The sequence below is a fragment of the Chitinophaga sp. YR573 genome (genome assembly GCF_900110995.1).
GTDB lineage: Bacteria > Bacteroidota > Bacteroidia > Chitinophagales > Chitinophagaceae > Chitinophaga.
This window is the reverse complement of sequence record NZ_FOJF01000001.1, coordinates 4,511,683-4,529,589: the sequence shown is the minus strand read 5'-3', so window position 1 is coordinate 4,529,589 and position 17,907 is coordinate 4,511,683. Positions and strand designations below refer to the sequence as shown.

The window sequence follows — 17,907 nt, the reverse complement described above, 5'->3', positions numbered from 1 at the left end:
AATTTTAGTTTCTCGATAATAATTTTCTGACGCCGCTGTTAACCGGTAATCTGTCCAGTATTAACCGGCGGATCTCCTGGAAGGTATCCTGCATGAATACATACACACCTAATCCATACAGCGTACTGCCCACCAGTGAAATGATGATCATCACCGGTATAGGACTCAATCCTTCATACATAAACCGGAAGAAGTACCAGCAACTGCCATAACTGAGTAAGGCCAGCGGAATAGGTATCACAAACATCTGCAGGGTTTCCTGCAAGGTTCCGCCCAATAACTTGAATCCTTTATACAACCAGTAAGGACTGATAATCACATAGTATAAAGAAACAGCGGTAGCAGTGCCGTATACGCCCCATTTAAATGTACCTGCTACTATCAGCACTATCATAAATAACAAAGAGTAAAACGACTGTTTCGCCATATCAGCAAACTTCCCTTTCAAACGGAACGGTGTAGACCATAACCAGGCTACTGCCCGGAATGCCATCCCTATAGATAAGATTTCTACAAGCGCAGTTGTGTCTACCCATTTTGATGAAAGAAATACTCTTACTATCCAGAAAGCGGTGGCACCCTGCCATATTGCAAAGGCTGCGCCAAACACTGAGAGATAAGTAACACTCCTCTTGTACATATCTTTCGCACGCTTACTATCCTGTATGGAAGCCAGACTGGGAAACAATACCGAAGGCAGGTTATTGGCTACGAAACCTATCACCTGTATGGATAAACTGAATGCCATGTAATAGATCCCTACTACCGACTTGCTTACCCATATCCCCAGTGTGATATAATCTGCCTGGTCCATGATACGCTGTACCACAGAATGTACCAGCGACCAGGAACTGCTTACTGTTAAATACTTCCAGCGTTTCAGATGAATCTTAAACAGGATATTCAGATGAGTAACCCTGTATTTCACAATCAGCGACACCGCAGAGACGATCAATGGTGGTATTACAAAGCTGTACACCCCAAAGCCCATAAAGGCCAGTATCACCGTCATCACCATCGTCATCACGGTTTCCATTACACGTATCAGCGACAATGTCTTGAAGTCCAGGTCTATCCGCATCTTGGTCAGTGGTATCACACTCAGCGCATCCATCGGCGTGGTGAATGCATAAAAAGACACCAGGATAAAAATGTTATGATCATGATATACTTTGCTACCAACAAATCCCAGTATCAGCAACAGGAAAAAAGAAATGATACCAAAGATCCAGGAGATACCGTAAGACAAAGGCAGCCAGTTGTGAAAACTCTTCTGCCTTCTTACCAGTACATCATTTAAGCCAAACTGTTGTATGATCAAACCAATGCTGGTAACTGTATACACAAGGCTGATCAATCCAAACTGTTCTGGTACCAGTAACCAGGCCAATACAATCTGTCCTAAAATGCTCGTCAGCTTCGTAGCGCCTGTCTGTAACAGCATCCAGCTGATACTGTTAAAGACATGCTTACCTGAAATATTATTCTTACTCAAGACTTTGTTTCTTAGAATGCCGACTTAATAAATGAAGACAGTTTCTCTGCTTCTGTATCAATGATCTCCATGTTAGGATACATGATACCATTGTCTTTTTTATGATCAAATCCCAGCCTGTTAAAGATGCCTGCTCTTGGGCTGTTGGTAAACAGACGCGCAGGTTTTCCAAAGGCCAGGCTTACTGCACATGAGTGCACCCTGTCTGAGATAGTAAAGGCAGCAGACTTATACAATGCCAGGTAAGACAACAGGTTAAAACTCACAAAAGAGTTAGGCTGTGCAAACGTAATATGATTGAACTTGGTAGATACTTCCTGTTGTACTCTCACGATCTTATGCCCGTTCACCATATCCTGTTTAGGACGCAGACTGTTAAAGTGTCTTGAAAAGCGATGATCAATACCAAAGAAATTCTTCTTACGCTCCAGCTCTATATTGGTAATATCTACCTCTCCTTTTACTTTATATACAGGTTCCAGCTCTCTGTAAAAACTGCTGATAAAGAATTTAAAATCTTCATCCAGCTGATCTACCGGTAACATTTTATTTACCAGGAAGGCAGTACAGATACCATTGTAACTGTTCTTCACATAGTCTTTGAACTTCTTATAAGTCTCCTCATCACGGGAGGATAAGAACAGCGGAGGGAACTTCTGGAAGAACTCACCGGTTTCCTTACGCAGCTCTTCTGATATACCTGCTGAAGAGGCACTGATCAATGCATACTGCTGACCGGCAGCTTTCAGATCAATGATCTTCTGCCTGTAGTTAGTCAGGATCTGACGGATCATTGGTCCGGAGAAGATGTGCAGGTCGGCCGACTGGTAATTCATCAGGTGCAGGGCATTCTGCTTCTGCTTTAAAGATTTCGGACGGAATGCTCTGTAAATAGGGCCTTCTTCCATTAACACGGTCGCCTCAGGATACAGTTGTTTGATCAGGACGAATAACGCGCTCTGGTAAAAGCCATCTCCGATGTTATTCCAGGTGGAGTTCTCTACTAATATTTTCATTTTTTGATAAGATTTATTTTACCATAGCCGGCACTACGTCCGGTTGTTTTAATGGAACTCTTTTAGCAGCAGATACAAATGGTTTTTCAACTATAAAATGTAATCCGTATGCTATTATCACTACGCCAATCACTGCCAGCCATACATATACAAATGACTTCGGCATTACGTTATTTGTTGCTTTCAATAATATACCATTTGCAAGAATCAGCAGCGGTGCATGAATGAGGTACAATGTGTAGGAGCAGTCACCCAGCCACTTCAGTTTACCGAAAGACTGTACAATCCTTTTATCCCTGTAATCCAGCAACAATACCAGCAATCCTGTAAATCCAAAAGCAACGATCTGGTCTTTTAACAGGTTATTGATACCTGATGTATGGATGAGAGGAATCAGAGGAATGATAACAGCCAGCGGATAAAGGAAATACCGTTTGATCTGTACCCTGCCGTTATAAATATCCGCGACAAAACCACCTACCCACCAGGAAAGTAAACAGGCTACTACCTGGTCGAACAAAACAAATCCTGTATGAAATCCAATTAAATAAATCAGGAAGATCCCACTAAGACCGATTAATGTAAACCAGGGACTTTTCCGGTTAAAGAAAAGTAATACGGGATACAACATATAAAAGTACCACTCGTATTTAAGCGACCAGATACTGCCATTAGACCCAAACACCGGCACATAAGCATCCTGCAGAAAGAATATATTACCAATCAGTGAAGACCATGAATGCACAAACACGATGTTCTGATTAACCAGTGGAAGCGGTGTTGTATGCGTATAAATCGAGTATTGATTATGCGCAACAATGCTGTCACAGATGAAAGTCAATGCAAAAACAAAGAGATATGGAGGCATGATCCTCTTTAATCTTTTAAAAAAGTAAGACCCGAAAGAAAAGGGTGCTTCTTCTCCTTTACTCAACTGTAAAGAATATCTCAGATGAATGACAAAACCCGATAACACAAAAAAGAATAACACCATTTCATGTCCGTATTTGAATACAGACATGCCTATTGCCAGCATTTTTCCGGCGGTTGAATAGGTATGTGATAACTGTTTGAAATTATCACCTCCTTCCCATAACAGCCAGCGGGCATGCCCGGTAGCTACGTACAAGGCAGCAAGCCCACGTAACCCATCGAGAAAAGAAAGCGATTTTTTAACGGGTAGTTTCATGATCATTATCCTATCAGGTGTTCAAGTTGTGTTACATTTCTTTTGCGGAATAATTCCACATCAGACAACATCATCTCTCTTACCAGTTCTGCCAGGTCGTACTTAGGTTCCCAGCCCAGTTTTGTTTTCGCTTTTGTAGGATCACCTATCAGCAATTCCACTTCTGTAGGACGGAAATAAGCAGCATCTACAGCTACCACTTCTTTACCTATTGGCAGAATGAAATCTTTGTTACGGCAGGCAGTTACTACGGCTACTTCTTCTGCACCCTTACCGGTAAATTCCAGTTCTATACCCAGTTCATCAAATGCCATTCTTACAAAGTCGCGCACCGGTGTAGTGATACCAGTAGCAATCACATAATCTTCTGCCACATCCTGTTGCAGGATACGCCACATAGCCTCTACATAATCTTTAGCATGTCCCCAGTCGCGGCGTGCATCCAGGTTACCCAGGTATAATTTTTCCTGCAGGCCCAGTGCAATAGCAGCGGCACCACGGGTGATTTTACGGGTAACAAATGTTTCACCACGCAGCGGACTTTCATGATTAAACAGGATACCGTTGCAGGCATACATACCATATGCTTCGCGGTAGTTTACTGTAATCCAGTAACCATATAATTTAGCTACTGCATATGGGCTACGTGGGTAGAAAGGAGTCGTTTCCCTTTGAGGCACTTCCTGTACCAGACCATATAACTCAGAAGTACTGGCCTGATAGATACGTGTTTTATTTTCCAGCTTTAATATGCGGATTGCTTCCAGCAAACGCAGGGTACCAATACCATCTGCATTGGCAGTATATTCAGGTGTATCGAAGCTCACTTTCACATGGCTCATCGCGGCCAGGTTATAAATTTCATCAGGTTGTGTTTCCTGGATGATACGAATCAGGTTGGTGCTGTCGGTCATATCGCCATAATGCAGTTTGAAACGAACATCCGGGCTGTGAGGGTCCTGATACAGATGATCTATTCTTTCTGTATTGATCAGGGATGCACGACGTTTAACACCGTGTACCATATATCCTTTTTCAAGCAGCAGTTCTGCCAGGTAGGCACCGTCTTGTCCGTTTACACCAGTAATTAAGGCAACTTTCATACAATTATATTTTAGAGAGGTGATGGTTAAATATTAATACTGTTTTATAGTACTCATTATTGAGCGGGGAGAAATACCGATTCCATAACTGCTGAAGCCATTCTTCTGCAGGAAGTTGAGGTCATAAATATTTCTGCCATCAAATACTACAGGGGCATTGAGTAAGTTTTTTACGCGGGGCCAGTCGGGCAAACGGAATTCATTCCATTCTGTGATGAGTATTACTGCATCTGCACCAGTGGCAGCAGCATACATATCTGTACACCATTCTACCTCATTACCCAGTTCCCTGCGGGCTTCCGGCATAGCCACCGGATCAAACACCTGCACTTTGGCGCCTGCCTCTAATAAAGAGGCGATCAGTACCAGGCTGGATGCTTCCCTCATATCGTCTGTGTTAGGCTTAAATGAGAGGCCCCAGATGCCGAATACCTTACCGGCCAACTGACCTTCGAAATGCCGCCGGATCTTCTCAAACATCACTTTCTTCTGATCATCGTTCACGGCTTCCACCGCTTCCAGAATGCGCAGTTTATGCCCATACTCTTTGCCGGTCTGCGCCAGTGCCTTTACATCTTTGGGAAAGCAGGAGCCACCATACCCGATACCAGGGTAGATGAAACTATGTCCGATGCGGGGATCAGTACCGATACCCTTACGCACCATATTCACATCTGCACCTACCAGATCGCAGAGGTTGGCGATATCATTGATGAAAGAAATTTTAGTAGCCAGTAAAGCATTGGCAGCGTATTTCGTCATTTCAGCGGAAGCAATATCCATGAATACGATAGGCCGCCCATTTAACAGGAACGGATGATACAACTGTTCCAGTACACTCTTTGCACGTTCGGAGTTAATACCTATTACAATACGGTCGGGTTTCAGGAAGTCCTGCACGGCAGCACCCTCTTTCAGGAACTCAGGATTAGACGCTACATCATAATCCATCAGTGCATCGCGGGACATCATCGCTTCTTTGATAGTCCTGTTTACTTTCACCGCAGTGCCTACAGGCACTGTGCTTTTAGTCACTACCACCAGGTAATCAGTCATGGAATCACCTATATCTTTTGCTACCTGCAATACGTATTTCAGGTCGGCACTACCATCTTCACCCGGAGGAGTTCCTACAGCAATAAATGCTACCGCAGCTCCTGCAATGACAGATGCCAGATCCGTACTGAAAGACAAGCGTCCGTTTTCATAATTGCGGGTTACAATCTCTTCAAGGCCTGGTTCATAAATGGGCAGAATACCCTTTTGCAGGTTGACGATCTTTTCAGCATTTACATCCACACAAACCACCTCAGTACCTACTTCTGCGAGGCAGGCACCTGTAACCAGACCAACATACCCTGTACCTATTACTACTACTTTCATAATTAAGTATTAACTGATTACCAAATGACGTTTGCGTAAGAAATCTGCATATGCCTGTACCAGTCCTTCTTTCAGCTCTACACTATGATTCCATCCAAGGCTATGTAGTTTTGAAACATCCATTAATTTTCTTGGTGTGCCATCGGGTTTGGAAGGATCGAATACCAGTTTGCCTTCATAACAAACTACCTCTTTCACTGTCTCTGCCAGTTCACGGATACTCAGATCTTCTCCCGTACCAATGTTCACCAGTTCTTTCTCATCATAATGCAGCATCAGGTATACACAGGCATCTGCCAGGTCATCTGCGAACATGAATTCACGGCGTGGTGTACCAGTACCCCAAACGGTTACACTGGGTTTCCCCGCTTCTTTTGCTTCATGAAAACGCCTGATCAGTGCAGGTAATACATGAGAGTTTTCAGGATGGTAATTATCGCCTATGCCATACAGATTGGTAGGCATTACACTGATGAAATTACATCCGTACTGATCACGGTAAGCTTCGCATAATTTGATACCTGCAATCTTTGCAACAGCATAAGGTTCGTTGGTAGGTTCCAGCGGACCTGTTAACAGACTGTTTTCCTGTAGTGGCTGTGGCGCCATTTTAGGATAGATGCAGGAGCTACCCAGGAACATCAGTTTTTTTACCCCATGTTTCCAGGATGCATGAATGATATTCGCTTCTATCATCAGGTTCTCATACAGGAACTCTGCACGGTAAGTATTGTTGGCATGAATCCCTCCTACTTTAGCAGCAGCAAGAAATACATAATCCGGTTGTTCCAGTGCAAAGAAATTTCCTACTTCCGCCTGTGAACGGAGATCCAGCTCAGCTGAACTCCTTGTTACAATATTTTTATATCCCAATAATTCCAGCCTTCTTTTTATAGCGCTGCCTACCATTCCACGGTGACCAGCTATATATATTTTATCATTCAGTTGCATAAGTTGATTTTATAGTAATTCAGGTCTGTTTTCTTTTACCCACTGATGAAGTTGTTTCACATCCTGGCCATTGCCTTTCTGTAAGATCAGCAGTACCTCAGGTGTATTCACTACTACTACATTCTCCACGCCCACCAGTGCTACCAGTTTATCTTTTCCTATTACAATGCTATTCACAGGATCGCTTTCTATAAACACTGCCTGGTGATTGCTGTAACGGTAATGATTGGCCAGCGCATGCGCCAGTGCTTCATAACCGCCAACATCACTCCAGTCCATGGCACTGGGCACCACCTTCACGATATCACTCTTTTCCAGTACGGCATAATCAATACTATCCGAAGGAATTGCTTCCATTACAGACAACGGGATCGCTCCTGTTTCCAGCCATGCTGCTGCGGCAACTGCGGCAGCAGCATAAATCGCGGGTGCATGTAAGGACAACTGTTCCAGCAATACACCAGCCTTACCACAAAAGATACCGCTGTTCCACAGGTAGTCACCGCTTTCAAGCATAGCAGCAGCAGTAACAGCATCCGGTTTTTCGGTAAAGCGTATCACATCGTGATCTGCATACTGAATATAACCGTACCCTGTTTCAGCGTAAGTGGGCTGTAATCCTATGGTTACAAGATGCCCGGCGGCAGCCAGCTTTTCGGCAGTAAAAATGGTGTGTGAATACAGATCCGGAGTTCCGATGAGGTGATCTGCGGGTGTAATGAGCAGTATAGTATCCGGTGAAGTGGTAAAGGCGGCCAATGCAATGGCAGCAGCGGTATTCCGGCCTATAGGCTCTGCTATCAGCGATACTGATAAGGCGCCTGAATCAGCCAGTTGTTCCGCTACTACATCAGCCTGTTGTTCATTCACAATAGCCACTACGCTGTCACATGCAAAACGATTACGTAACCAGGTGAGTTGTAATAAACTTTGCCCGTCAAACAGGGGTAACAGCTGTTTGGGTGTCTGCCGGTTTGATAACGGCCAGAGACGGGTTCCTGATCCGCCGCATAGTATAATATGTTGCATGGTAGATAGAAAGTATTTATGAATAGGAGGAAGCGCTTACATAGAAGCATTCACCGGAGCAATCACCTGACTGTTGATCAGCATCATTTCGCTTTTCTTCACAGTGGCAGTCAATGCAAAACCCATGCTGTACAACACTACTTTCACAGTGTTCTTGGCAGCTTCGATTACTCTTCCACGCTGATACATCAGCGGACCGGAAGTAATCTGGATGAGATCATTCTCATGAATGGGAAAGCTTTCAACTTCTACATCCTGGTATTCCTGCAAAAAGCTCCTGATCTGTTGAATCTCATGATCAGGAATACGGGCAGGTTTACCCAGCCAATAAACGAAGTTGACAATACCACTTGTTTCGCGAATGGTCGTTTTCAGTGATTCAGGAATACGTACGAATACGTATGATTTGAAAAGAGGTTCTTCGACAATCTTTTTACGGTCGCTCCACTGGTGCGTGACCCTGTTAATGGGGCAATAAGTTTCAACCTGTTTACGAATTAGGGCATCTGCCACTTTCTTTTCCCATCTGGGTTTGGTATACACCGCATACCAGTTGTTTGGACTTAGTTCCATGGGCATGATTTAAATGGTTAATTAATCGCAATAGTCTGATATGGAATTTATAAAGGCAAGAGGGTGGAATGGGTTAACCGGGAGCATAGCTTCGCCTCCTCAGTCACATGAGTGCCTTTTTAATGCATAGATGGTTCTTCAATTTTAAGATATGGTTTGATCAGGATTTGGCATTAAAGAGCTTGTTAAAGCGCTTTTTCCTGATGTTGCCATTTTTATGTTCGTCTGTATATCCGTAGCCGTAACCAAGTCCGTTTCCGTAACCATAGCCATTGCTATAGCCCGATGCGTAACCGGCCAGACCACGGGATTTGATCCCGTTAAAAACGATGTTCAGTTTACCCAGGTCCTGCTGTTCATACAACTCATCAATCATCTTCAGGTAGAACTTAGGTGTGCGCTGATGGCGTACCACATACAGGGTTGCATCAGCAAACGGAGCCAGTAAGCGGGCGTCTGTAACCGGGCCTACCGGAGCTGTATCTATGATGATATAATCAAAAGTAGCTCTCAGTGTGGTCAGCAGGTGTTCCAGTCTACCATTCAATACCAGCTCTGTTGGATTGGGTGGTATCACCCCGCAGGATAAAAGGTGAAAATAATCATTGCCTTCTATCGGTTTCTTCAGGATGTCTCCCAGTACTGCATGCCCTGCCAGGTAATTACTGATCCCCGGCTGAACAGATACGTTCAGCATCTTACTCACTTTAGGCTTGCGAAGGTCAAACTCCAGCAATACTACTTTCTTCTTCATTAAAGAAAGACTGATAGCCAGGTTGATGGCGATAAAGCTTTTTCCTTCCCCGGAAATGGAAGAGGTAATCAGCAGCGTTTTATGCTCTTCGTTCACTCCTATGTAAGACAGGGCGGTACGTAATGCCCTGAATTGCTCTGCAACAGGGGTACGTTTGCCTTCTGTGATCGCAATGGGGTGTGCCTCCTCATCCTGCATGATCTCCGCCAGAATCGGCGCAGAAGTGCCTTTTTCGATATCCGCCCGGAACATCACCTCACTGTTAAACATTTCCTTGACGGTGATAAACCCAGCTACCAGTGCCAGGCCCCCCAGTAAGGATAAACCCAGTATCATGGATCTGCGTGGGCTAAAAGGGAAAGAATCCGCTTCTGCCACATCTACCACCCTGCTGTCTGAAATAGCTGCTGCATATTGCAAAGCCGTTTCCTCCCGCTTCTCCAATAAGAAAGTATAAATATTATTCTTGATGGCCTGTTGCCTGCTTACTTCCAGTAATGCTTTTTCTTTTCCGGGTACACTTTGGAGAACGCCCATATACTTACCATTCTCTGCCGTCAGTTTCTCTTTCCCGGCTTTCAGGTTAGAACGTAAGTTGCGCACATTTTGCACTACAGCAGGAGCTAAGCGGCTGGCCTGGCTGGTCAGACTAGCCAGCAGCGGACTGTTTTCCCCTGTTGTTTTGCGAAGCCGTGCCAGTTCCATTTCTGTTTCAGATAGTTTACTCACCAGCTCCAGTAACACGGGATCTGTTAATCCCAATGTAGCCGGCACCATGCTCTCCCCCTCTTTCCTGCCTGATACATAATTCTCTATGGAATCAAGTACAGACAGTTGCATATTCACTTCATTCAGTTTACTATCATTCTCCTTTACACTTTCCAGGAATAACTTACCCTGTTCACTCAGGTCTACGATACCTTCTTTTGTTTTAAATTTCGCCATTTCAGATTCTACCTGTCCCAGTTCCCCTGTCACTATACGCAGACGTCCTTCCACAAAATCCATTGTTTTGGTCGCCGTCTTATTCTTATCATCGATAGCGGCCGCATCATACACCCGCATCAGTTCATTCAATATCGCTTCTCCCCTGGATGGCACCACATCATTGTATTCCAGTCCTATTACATTTGCCAGTTTGTTGATCTGCGATACTTTCAGGTTGCCTGCAAACTGTACTGCCAGTAATTTCTCACCGGAGATATGCAGGAAGTAATCATGTTTCCCTGTAAAAACATTACCTGGCAAGAACACCATTTTCCCCCAGGGAGTAGACACCGTATCGTTTAAAGGATATGGTTTACCATCTACAAACACGCGCCGGTTAGCTACATCATATTTCAGCGGTACCAGTTTATTCATCAGCGGACCAATCATTTCAGGCTGCAGGAATACCGGCTTAACGGGTATTGTTTTATAGAGTACCACATCTTTTATCTGTCCATGTTCAATGACTTCTCCATACATGTTCAGATTTCTGATCACTTCTCTTGCCAGTGTTTTTGATTTCAGTATTTCGATTTCATTATCTATCTGTTTACTGGAACCAAAGAGGTCAAGTGTTTCTATCATGGAAGATCCCATTCCTTTCTGATCATCTTTAATCAGTAAAGAAGCAGCGATCCTGTACATCGGAGTAGTATAGCGCAGGTACACAAACGCACCTGCAACGGCCAGTGCGCCTATCAGTATGAACAGGGGCCAATAAGGCAGGTACCTGTTTTTTACCAGTTCAAACAGGTCTGTTTGGTCATCCTGTTGCTTCCGTATATCTGTTTTCTTTCTTTGCATGTAATTACGGGGCAAGGTTTAAAAAGATTGGTTAAAACTCAGGGGCTAATTAAGTATCAGCCTGTCCAGGATAATCACCAGTAATGATAAACTACTGAGGACGATCGGTATTACTTGTTTAGCTCTGTCTGAACCGCCAACCTTTGCCTTGTTGGGTTCTACGTATACAACATCATTAGAGCGCAGATAATAATAGGGAGATGAAAATATTTCCTTATTATTCAGATTCAGCCTTTTTATTGTCCGCACTCCATCTGTTTCACGTATTAATAGTACATTATCTTTCTTTCCAAAAACGGTGATATCACCAGCGAGGCCCAGTGCCTCCATAATGGTTATTTTCTCATTCCCCACATTTACAACTGTTGGTTTCCCCACCTCTCCCAGCACCGTTACACGATAGTTCAGGAAACGGATACTCACTACCGGATCTACCAGTAATTTTTTCTGTTCAAGCTGATCATGCAGATACCTGGTCAATTCACTTTTCGTAAGGCCATCAGCCTTCACCTGTCCTAATACCGGGTACTGTATAAATCCCTGTTCACTAACGAGGAAACCTACGGCCTGTGGGCCACTGGTGGCTGCGCCGCCAATGTTGGCCATACTGGGTGTATTATATATTACTGCATCATCAACATTCATGCTGCTCACTGTAATCTGCAGTATATCATTCTTCTGGATCACTGGTTCGAAATTGCCTGCAACCGGTGCGATAACTGTATCCGGAAGATCCCTGAAATAAACCGAACTCTTAGTACTGACACATGACGAAAACAAACAGCAAATAACGATCGGCACAATAATGATAAGGTTTGAATAAGCCTTTCTTAAAAACATCATTCCAATTTAAAGTTGAAGGTTAGCGTCCGCGCTTTTCCAGCATTACAATATTAGTACAACAATGATGCGCGAAGTATTACTCACTAGAGTATAAATGCTTCTTATAACACGAATGTGCTTACTAACTATAGTAGTACCTTTTTAATCGTCGCGGTCGGCGTATAATTAAAGTATATCTAAACAATTATTAACAAAAGCACTGATTAGTAACAAACTAACCAAACTATTGGACCATATTTTGGAAATAAGCTCTGATTTGGTGGCAACATTCAGCTTTTGATATACTTTTTTAAGATGTTGATTTACAGTAAAAACTGTTACGAACAACTTATCCGCCATCTCCTTATATGAGTAGCCTTCTTTTAACAATGCCAGCAGCTCATACTCCCTTTTGGTGAGTTTGTGCCTGATATCTTCTAATGGATCTTTATTAATATGGCTGATTAACAAATGTGCTGCTTTGGGTGACAATGTACCTCCTTCACTGATCGTGTCTAAGATAGAATGATAGATCTCCATCAGACGACTGGTCTTTATTATATAACCATTGGCGCCCTGACGTATAGATTCAATCACATAGTGTTTTCCATCATGACCGGAAAGCACAATGATCTTGGACTCAGGATAGATGCGTTTTAACTCCTGCATCCCCTGTATGCCTGATTCTCCGGGTAATGAAATGTCTAATAAAATCACATTTACATCTTCACCTTTAAACGGCAGCTCTCTAAATTCTTCCATCGATTTACATGCAAATACAACTTTGCATTCCTGAAAATCTTCCAGAAACTCTCTGTAATTATTCAGCTGGAAATAGTTATCCTCTATTATTCCAATGTTGATCATAGGGTCAATGTTAGCAAAAGGTTCGGTTCAATAATTATATGGCACAAGTCGACAATCAGTAATCAAAAATGGTTCCAAAAATGGTCTGGTCCCTACTAAAAGAAATAACTACTTATTTTAATAATGATTACATATTACCTTAAAAGCATCTATAGTTATACGGCTCTTATTATGATAAATTCTATGTAACAACTTGGGTAGGGTCTATGGGATAAGATAGCAACAAACGCTTATTCTCGCATAAATGTAAAACAAATATTATAAACTATTGACTAGATAATTATCTAACAATTAGCTATATTGTCGTGAGCAAATATAAAAAAAGACCAAGTCATTAAAACTGGGGTGTGGAATTTTAAGATAAAGTTAATGTGAACAAATTTCTACATGCACCAATATAACATATGCCATAAAAATGCGTTAACCACTGGATATGCCGAACCTTAAGACAGTGAATGACAACAATAATACCGAAGACACTTCCTCTTTGCTGGACAACACCAGCAATCTTATTGCTATTATTTCTCATGAATTCAAAACACCATTAACAGCTATTTCATCTGCCGCAGATCTCATTGCAGCAAAACTGCATATAGATAATTATATGGACCCGTTCTATAAAAAGAACATATCCAAAATAACGACAGAGATCTTTAAATTAAACAGCATACTGGATGAAATCCTTACCATGAGTAATATCATTTCAAACAGTATAGAGATAAAAAAAGAATTAACAGACGTTCACGAAATACTACAGGAATTAAAAGCACAATACTTCACCGACAGGAAAGATGCCCGGACATTCAAGATTAAAGTGTCTGGTACACACGTTAAAATACATGCAGATAAAAAACAATTATCTACCATATTTTCCAATCTCCTGAATAATGCACTGAAGTTTTCCCATAAAAAAATGCCGGTTGTAGAATTGAAGTATGAGGAACATGCTGTCATTATTATTATAGAAGATGATGGCATCGGCATCCCTGCTGCTGATATTCCTCACCTGTTCCAGCCATTTTACAGAGGCAGTAATGTAGACAGCATAGAAGGCACAGGCCTGGGACTACATATCGTAAGGAACTTTGTTACCGCTAATAATGGAAAGATTTTTGTTACCAGTGAGCTGGATCAAGGAACTATATTCACATTAGAATTTCCATACCCCTGATATTCCCGTTATGAGTAGCACAATATTATTGATTGAAGATAAACCTGGATTACTTGATACAGTACAGAGTTTACTGGAACTCCACGATTATGCAGTGATCACTGCTACTAACGGACAGGAAGGCGTAGATCTTGCCCGCACTCATCATCCGGACCTCGTCATTAGTGATATCTATATGCCAATACTAAATGGCTATCAACTGCTGGAACAATTTCAACAGGACGAACAACTACATAAAATACCGGTGATCATACTCAGTGCTAAAACTGCAGAAGAAGAAATGAATCTGGCTTATCAGAAAGGCGCTGCGGGTTACATCACCAAACCATTCCTCTTTACCAGTCTGCACGAGAACATAAAAAAACTGCTTACCTGAGCAACATCAGACTACCGGTAAACTCTTTCTTCTCATTATTCCTGTCATTAAATGTGCATACATAAATAAATGCCTGTGGCTGATTATTAGCCCCATCCCATCCTGCATTAGGATCAGAAGTACGGAATACCAGTCCGCCCCAGCGGTTATATACACTCATCTCATAGTTCTTCACCGCATCATAAATCTTTGGTTTGAACACATCATTATTCCCGTCTCCATTCGGACTAAATGCTGAAGGTATTACCACCAGGCAATTCTGCCAGGGTGAAGTGATACTGGCATTACCATCCAGGTTACATCCATTGGCATCCTTTACTTCATACTGGTAATAACCGGCCTTCAGATTAGTAAGGGTACTCTCCTCTTTCCAGTCCTCATTATATAAACGGTATTTGTAAGGCGCCGTGCCTCCTTCTACCTTTAAAACAATCTTACCATCATTGGTTTCACTACAGCTACAGGATACAGTAGATGCCTTTGTCAGTTGTAATGGCGCAGGTTCTTTCACTGTTACATGAAAACTGTCCCAGCATTCTTCATCTTTTACCGTCACAGTATAATCTCCCGGATATACATTCGTAAAAACGGAATTGTCCAGTCCTTTTACTTCATCCATGTAAAAATGGTAAGGCGGCACACCACCGGTTACATCCAGTTTAATCTCGTTAGTATTATCGCCGTTGCAGGCAGAAGTAGTAACATTCACTTTAGCAGTGAGATCGGATTCAGGAACAATTACCTGTCCGCTTCCACTGATACCATTCGCGGCTGTGATAGCCACTGTATATGTACCGGCAGCCAGGTTTTGTACCTGTGCAGTAGTGTAGTTACCAGGTGTCCACAGATATGTAAAAGGCGCCTGCCCGCTGTTTACTTTCACTGCAACAGTTCCGGTGCTCACACGTTTACAACTGGAAGATGCGGAGAGTTCAGTTTTGAGTATTTCTCTGATAGTAGAAAAATTATCCATCAGCACGGCAGAACCGAAAGTACTTTTATCACAGTCTTCTGTAGGGTCTGCCCAGCAGGAGAGATAAGTATAATTTTTAGAAGGCATCAGCACAGCTTTATAATGCTTCCAGGTAGTGTCTGTAAACACACCCGATCTCCATAGTACTTCAGCAGTATCTCCGGGCGTATTTCCACCGTAAATCACGAGGCTGCCGTAACATGCCTTATATAAGTAACTAGGTGCGTAAGCAAGGTCTAATGACAGCGAATACGCCATACCTCCCAGCAGTTCTCCCGGTAATTGTTGAGCCAGCCCTTCCCTGTAATTGGGGCCGCTATGCAGTCCTGCATAAGTTTTACCTTCTGATGCAGGGAGTTTAATATTAAAAACACCGGGTAATATATCAGGTGTATTGGAAGCTGCACACCAGCCTGCTGGTATGGAATCCCTTCCGGGATTACCTTCAAATGACGGGTTCTTTAAAATGATATTCTGGGCATAAATAGTATTACAGAAAACAATGCAACTGAAAAGTATAAAGTAATAACATGCCCTTCCCCATATCTGTATGGATACAGGTTTACACTTGCGGCTCATAGGATACATAAGTCTAAAAAATAAGTATGAATTGCCTTTCGATCAATGTCTGACTTGCGGACACAGATATATCATGTCCTCATAGGATCCGTTCTTTCACAGGTATATAAAGGAATATTGGCTATTCCTTCATAAATGGTTTTGGTAATTGCATTCCCAGGAATAATATAAAGATACAATATATTTTTATATAATATATGGATAATGAGAATTTAACGTATCTGAAATGTAAATGTTCTCTTAAAATTTAACATACGTCCGCAGTACGTTGCCTTCCTCCTGTTTTTTTTGGGATTTTAATACTATATTGTACCAAAGGAAATTTGCGCTACCTATGCCCATACTACTAATTATAACAGGTGTGCCAGTGATATATGTAATTTTTAATGATAAAAGCCTGTAGAATGAAAAATGAATCACCGTCCGTTACATCCACTTACTTCATTGAGTTAATCAAAGCTTATTTACAAGGAACAAAAACAAGGAAAGAGATTCTGGAAGAGACTACTGAAGTATTAGAATTTGATAGTTTTCTGTTGATGGAAGATGGTATTGATGTTACCTATCTTTTAACGGAAGCTGCCCGTGATATGAGCGAAACTTTCTATCTGGATATTGTCAATAATATCAATCATTCTACGGATACAGTACCTACCCGTGCGGGTGTTATTCATCATTTGCAGGCTTTGTTACAGGGAGGAATTTCTAAACAGGATCTGCTGGAATGGGCTACCTGGTACAGTATAGATGAAGACCAGCTGAGTGCCGGTATCTTTGATGATTTTACTGTTGAATTTTTCTGTCTCGATTTTCTGCCTGCTTATTTTGCAGAACTGAGCAACAAAAATTTCAGACAGGTACTGCAGCTGTTTACGATGAATGTGAATGATCCACTGAAAGAAAAAATAGCGATCCTACTTTTACTGGAAAAAGAAAGACAGCCTTTTCTTTTCTTCCTGCGTAATTATATTCAAAGCTCAAATTCTATTGATACGCTGGACCTTTACCTGATGAAAAAGTTTGGGATGGATCATCAGAGTTTTCCCTATATGCAGGAATTAACGGAGCTAAAAGGACATCCGGAAAAACTGGAAGTTTTACTGGAAAAAGTGATGCTACAAACAGAACATTAAATAAATAACGGACTGTTTGTAGCCCCATAATATTATTTGATTGCTTCTAACGCAACTGCATTTTCAAACCTGCCCTGAGACTCTACAAGTTTAAACATCTCATCTTCAGAATCATTAAACTTTGCAGGCCTTACTCTACTGAATCCTACTTTATATAATATATTACTGAGAGATAGTGTATCCCACATATACAGGTGGTCACTATTCCCCATCGTATTCTGTAACAGACCGGCCAGTCCGCGTTTCCGTTGTTTTTTACCCAGTCTTGTTTTCTCCAGGAACTTTGTATTTGCCTCATCATCATTGTTAGACAAATCCTGTACATATTCCCTGGCTGCCTTTTCCAGATCAGGCACTACACAACGGAAAATCCCTCCTGGTTTTAAATAACGGAATGTGTAGTTTACTGCCGTCATGAAATCTTCATAAGATAAATGTTCCAGTACATGAGAGCAGTAAACACCATCGCAGGAATTATCTGCAATACCGGGTAATCCTTTCAGAATATCTCCCTGCAATACGTTGTCAGGAAAAGTAACATGCATACGATGTTTTAATAAATTGCCAATCAGGGGTAATTGTTGGATACGGAGGGTGGGTGACGCATCAAAGTTTTTCCATCCTTGGGGTGATGAGAAACCACAGCCATATTGTACGTACAAGCTACTCATGGAATTATGGAATTATAAATTAGAGAAATGT

16 protein-coding genes are annotated in these 17,907 nt (G+C 42.2%); 3 read left to right on the top strand and 13 right to left on the bottom strand.

All coding sequences use genetic code 11. The annotated features are described in order from the left end of the window. Positions 1-4: 4 nt before the first annotated feature. The 11 genes from BMW86_RS18915 to BMW86_RS18865 form a co-directional block, all read right to left on the bottom strand. Positions 5-1,495, bottom strand: coding sequence for an oligosaccharide flippase family protein (locus BMW86_RS18915; RefSeq protein WP_089783273.1), 1,491 nt, complete (start codon positions 1,493-1,495; stop codon positions 5-7). Between the two features lie 11 nt (positions 1,496-1,506). Beyond that, the gene (locus tag BMW86_RS18910) at positions 1,507-2,511 is read right to left on the bottom strand and encodes a polysaccharide pyruvyl transferase family protein (protein WP_089783272.1); all 1,005 of its coding nucleotides are present in this window, start codon (positions 2,509-2,511) and stop codon (positions 1,507-1,509) included. Positions 2,512-2,524: 13 nt separating this feature from the next. Beyond that, positions 2,525-3,706 (bottom strand): acyltransferase family protein, encoded by a 1,182-nt coding sequence (locus BMW86_RS18905; RefSeq protein WP_089783271.1) that lies wholly within the window; start codon positions 3,704-3,706, stop codon positions 2,525-2,527. After that, positions 3,706-4,803, bottom strand: a complete 1,098-nt coding sequence (gene gmd / locus BMW86_RS18900; RefSeq protein ID WP_089783270.1) for a GDP-mannose 4,6-dehydratase — start codon at positions 4,801-4,803, stop codon at positions 3,706-3,708. Before gmd ends, BMW86_RS18905 begins: the two co-directional genes overlap by 1 nt. Before the next feature lie 33 nt (positions 4,804-4,836). Continuing rightward, positions 4,837-6,186 (bottom strand): UDP-glucose dehydrogenase family protein, encoded by a 1,350-nt coding sequence (locus BMW86_RS18895; protein WP_089783269.1) that lies wholly within the window; start codon positions 6,184-6,186, stop codon positions 4,837-4,839. Positions 6,187-6,195: 9 nt separating this feature from the next. Further along, positions 6,196-7,137 (bottom strand): GDP-L-fucose synthase, encoded by a 942-nt coding sequence (locus BMW86_RS18890; protein ID WP_089783268.1) that lies wholly within the window; start codon positions 7,135-7,137, stop codon positions 6,196-6,198. Between the two features lie 9 nt (positions 7,138-7,146). Continuing rightward, the gene (locus BMW86_RS18885) at positions 7,147-8,166 is read right to left on the bottom strand and encodes a mannose-1-phosphate guanylyltransferase (protein ID WP_089783267.1); all 1,020 of its coding nucleotides are present in this window, start codon (positions 8,164-8,166) and stop codon (positions 7,147-7,149) included. Between the two features lie 36 nt (positions 8,167-8,202). Beyond that, on the bottom strand, positions 8,203-8,739 hold the full coding sequence (locus BMW86_RS18880; RefSeq protein ID WP_089783730.1) for a UpxY family transcription antiterminator: 537 nt from the start codon (positions 8,737-8,739) through the stop codon (positions 8,203-8,205). Between the two features lie 160 nt (positions 8,740-8,899). Beyond that, the gene (locus tag BMW86_RS18875; protein WP_089783266.1) at positions 8,900-11,284 is read right to left on the bottom strand and encodes a GumC family protein; all 2,385 of its coding nucleotides are present in this window, start codon (positions 11,282-11,284) and stop codon (positions 8,900-8,902) included. A gap of 45 nt (positions 11,285-11,329) precedes the next feature. Next, complete coding sequence (locus tag BMW86_RS18870) at positions 11,330-12,127, bottom strand: polysaccharide biosynthesis/export family protein (RefSeq protein ID WP_255372947.1); 798 nt, start codon at positions 12,125-12,127, stop codon at positions 11,330-11,332. 165 nt (positions 12,128-12,292) lie between these two features. Beyond that, entirely contained in the window at positions 12,293-12,973 is a 681-nt protein-coding gene (locus BMW86_RS18865) for a response regulator (protein ID WP_089783264.1), read from the bottom strand. A gap of 433 nt (positions 12,974-13,406) precedes the next feature. Here BMW86_RS18865 and BMW86_RS18860 point away from each other — a divergent pair, with 433 nt between their 5' ends. Both BMW86_RS18860 and BMW86_RS18855 read left to right on the top strand, forming a co-directional pair. Then, positions 13,407-14,144, top strand: coding sequence for a sensor histidine kinase (locus BMW86_RS18860; RefSeq protein WP_089783263.1), 738 nt, complete (start codon positions 13,407-13,409; stop codon positions 14,142-14,144). Between the two features lie 10 nt (positions 14,145-14,154). After that, positions 14,155-14,520 carry a response regulator gene (locus BMW86_RS18855; RefSeq protein ID WP_089783262.1) on the top strand — a complete coding sequence of 122 codons (366 nt, stop codon included), beginning with the start codon at positions 14,155-14,157 and terminating at the stop codon, positions 14,518-14,520. Here the strand turns inward: BMW86_RS18855 and BMW86_RS18850 are convergent. Further along, entirely contained in the window at positions 14,513-16,072 is a 1,560-nt protein-coding gene (locus BMW86_RS18850; protein ID WP_177189307.1) for a T9SS type B sorting domain-containing protein, read from the bottom strand. The two genes, BMW86_RS18855 and BMW86_RS18850, sit on opposite strands and share 8 nt — an antisense overlap. Before the next feature lie 404 nt (positions 16,073-16,476). On the opposite strand from BMW86_RS18850, the gene BMW86_RS18845 reads away from it, so the two are divergent. Further along, on the top strand, positions 16,477-17,205 hold the full coding sequence (locus BMW86_RS18845) for a hypothetical protein (RefSeq protein WP_089783260.1): 729 nt from the start codon (positions 16,477-16,479) through the stop codon (positions 17,203-17,205). Positions 17,206-17,237: 32 nt separating this feature from the next. On the opposite strand, the gene BMW86_RS18840 is transcribed toward BMW86_RS18845, so the two are convergent. Continuing rightward, positions 17,238-17,876 carry a class I SAM-dependent methyltransferase gene (locus BMW86_RS18840; protein ID WP_089783259.1) on the bottom strand — a complete coding sequence of 213 codons (639 nt, stop codon included), beginning with the start codon at positions 17,874-17,876 and terminating at the stop codon, positions 17,238-17,240. Positions 17,877-17,907 lie beyond the last annotated feature (31 nt).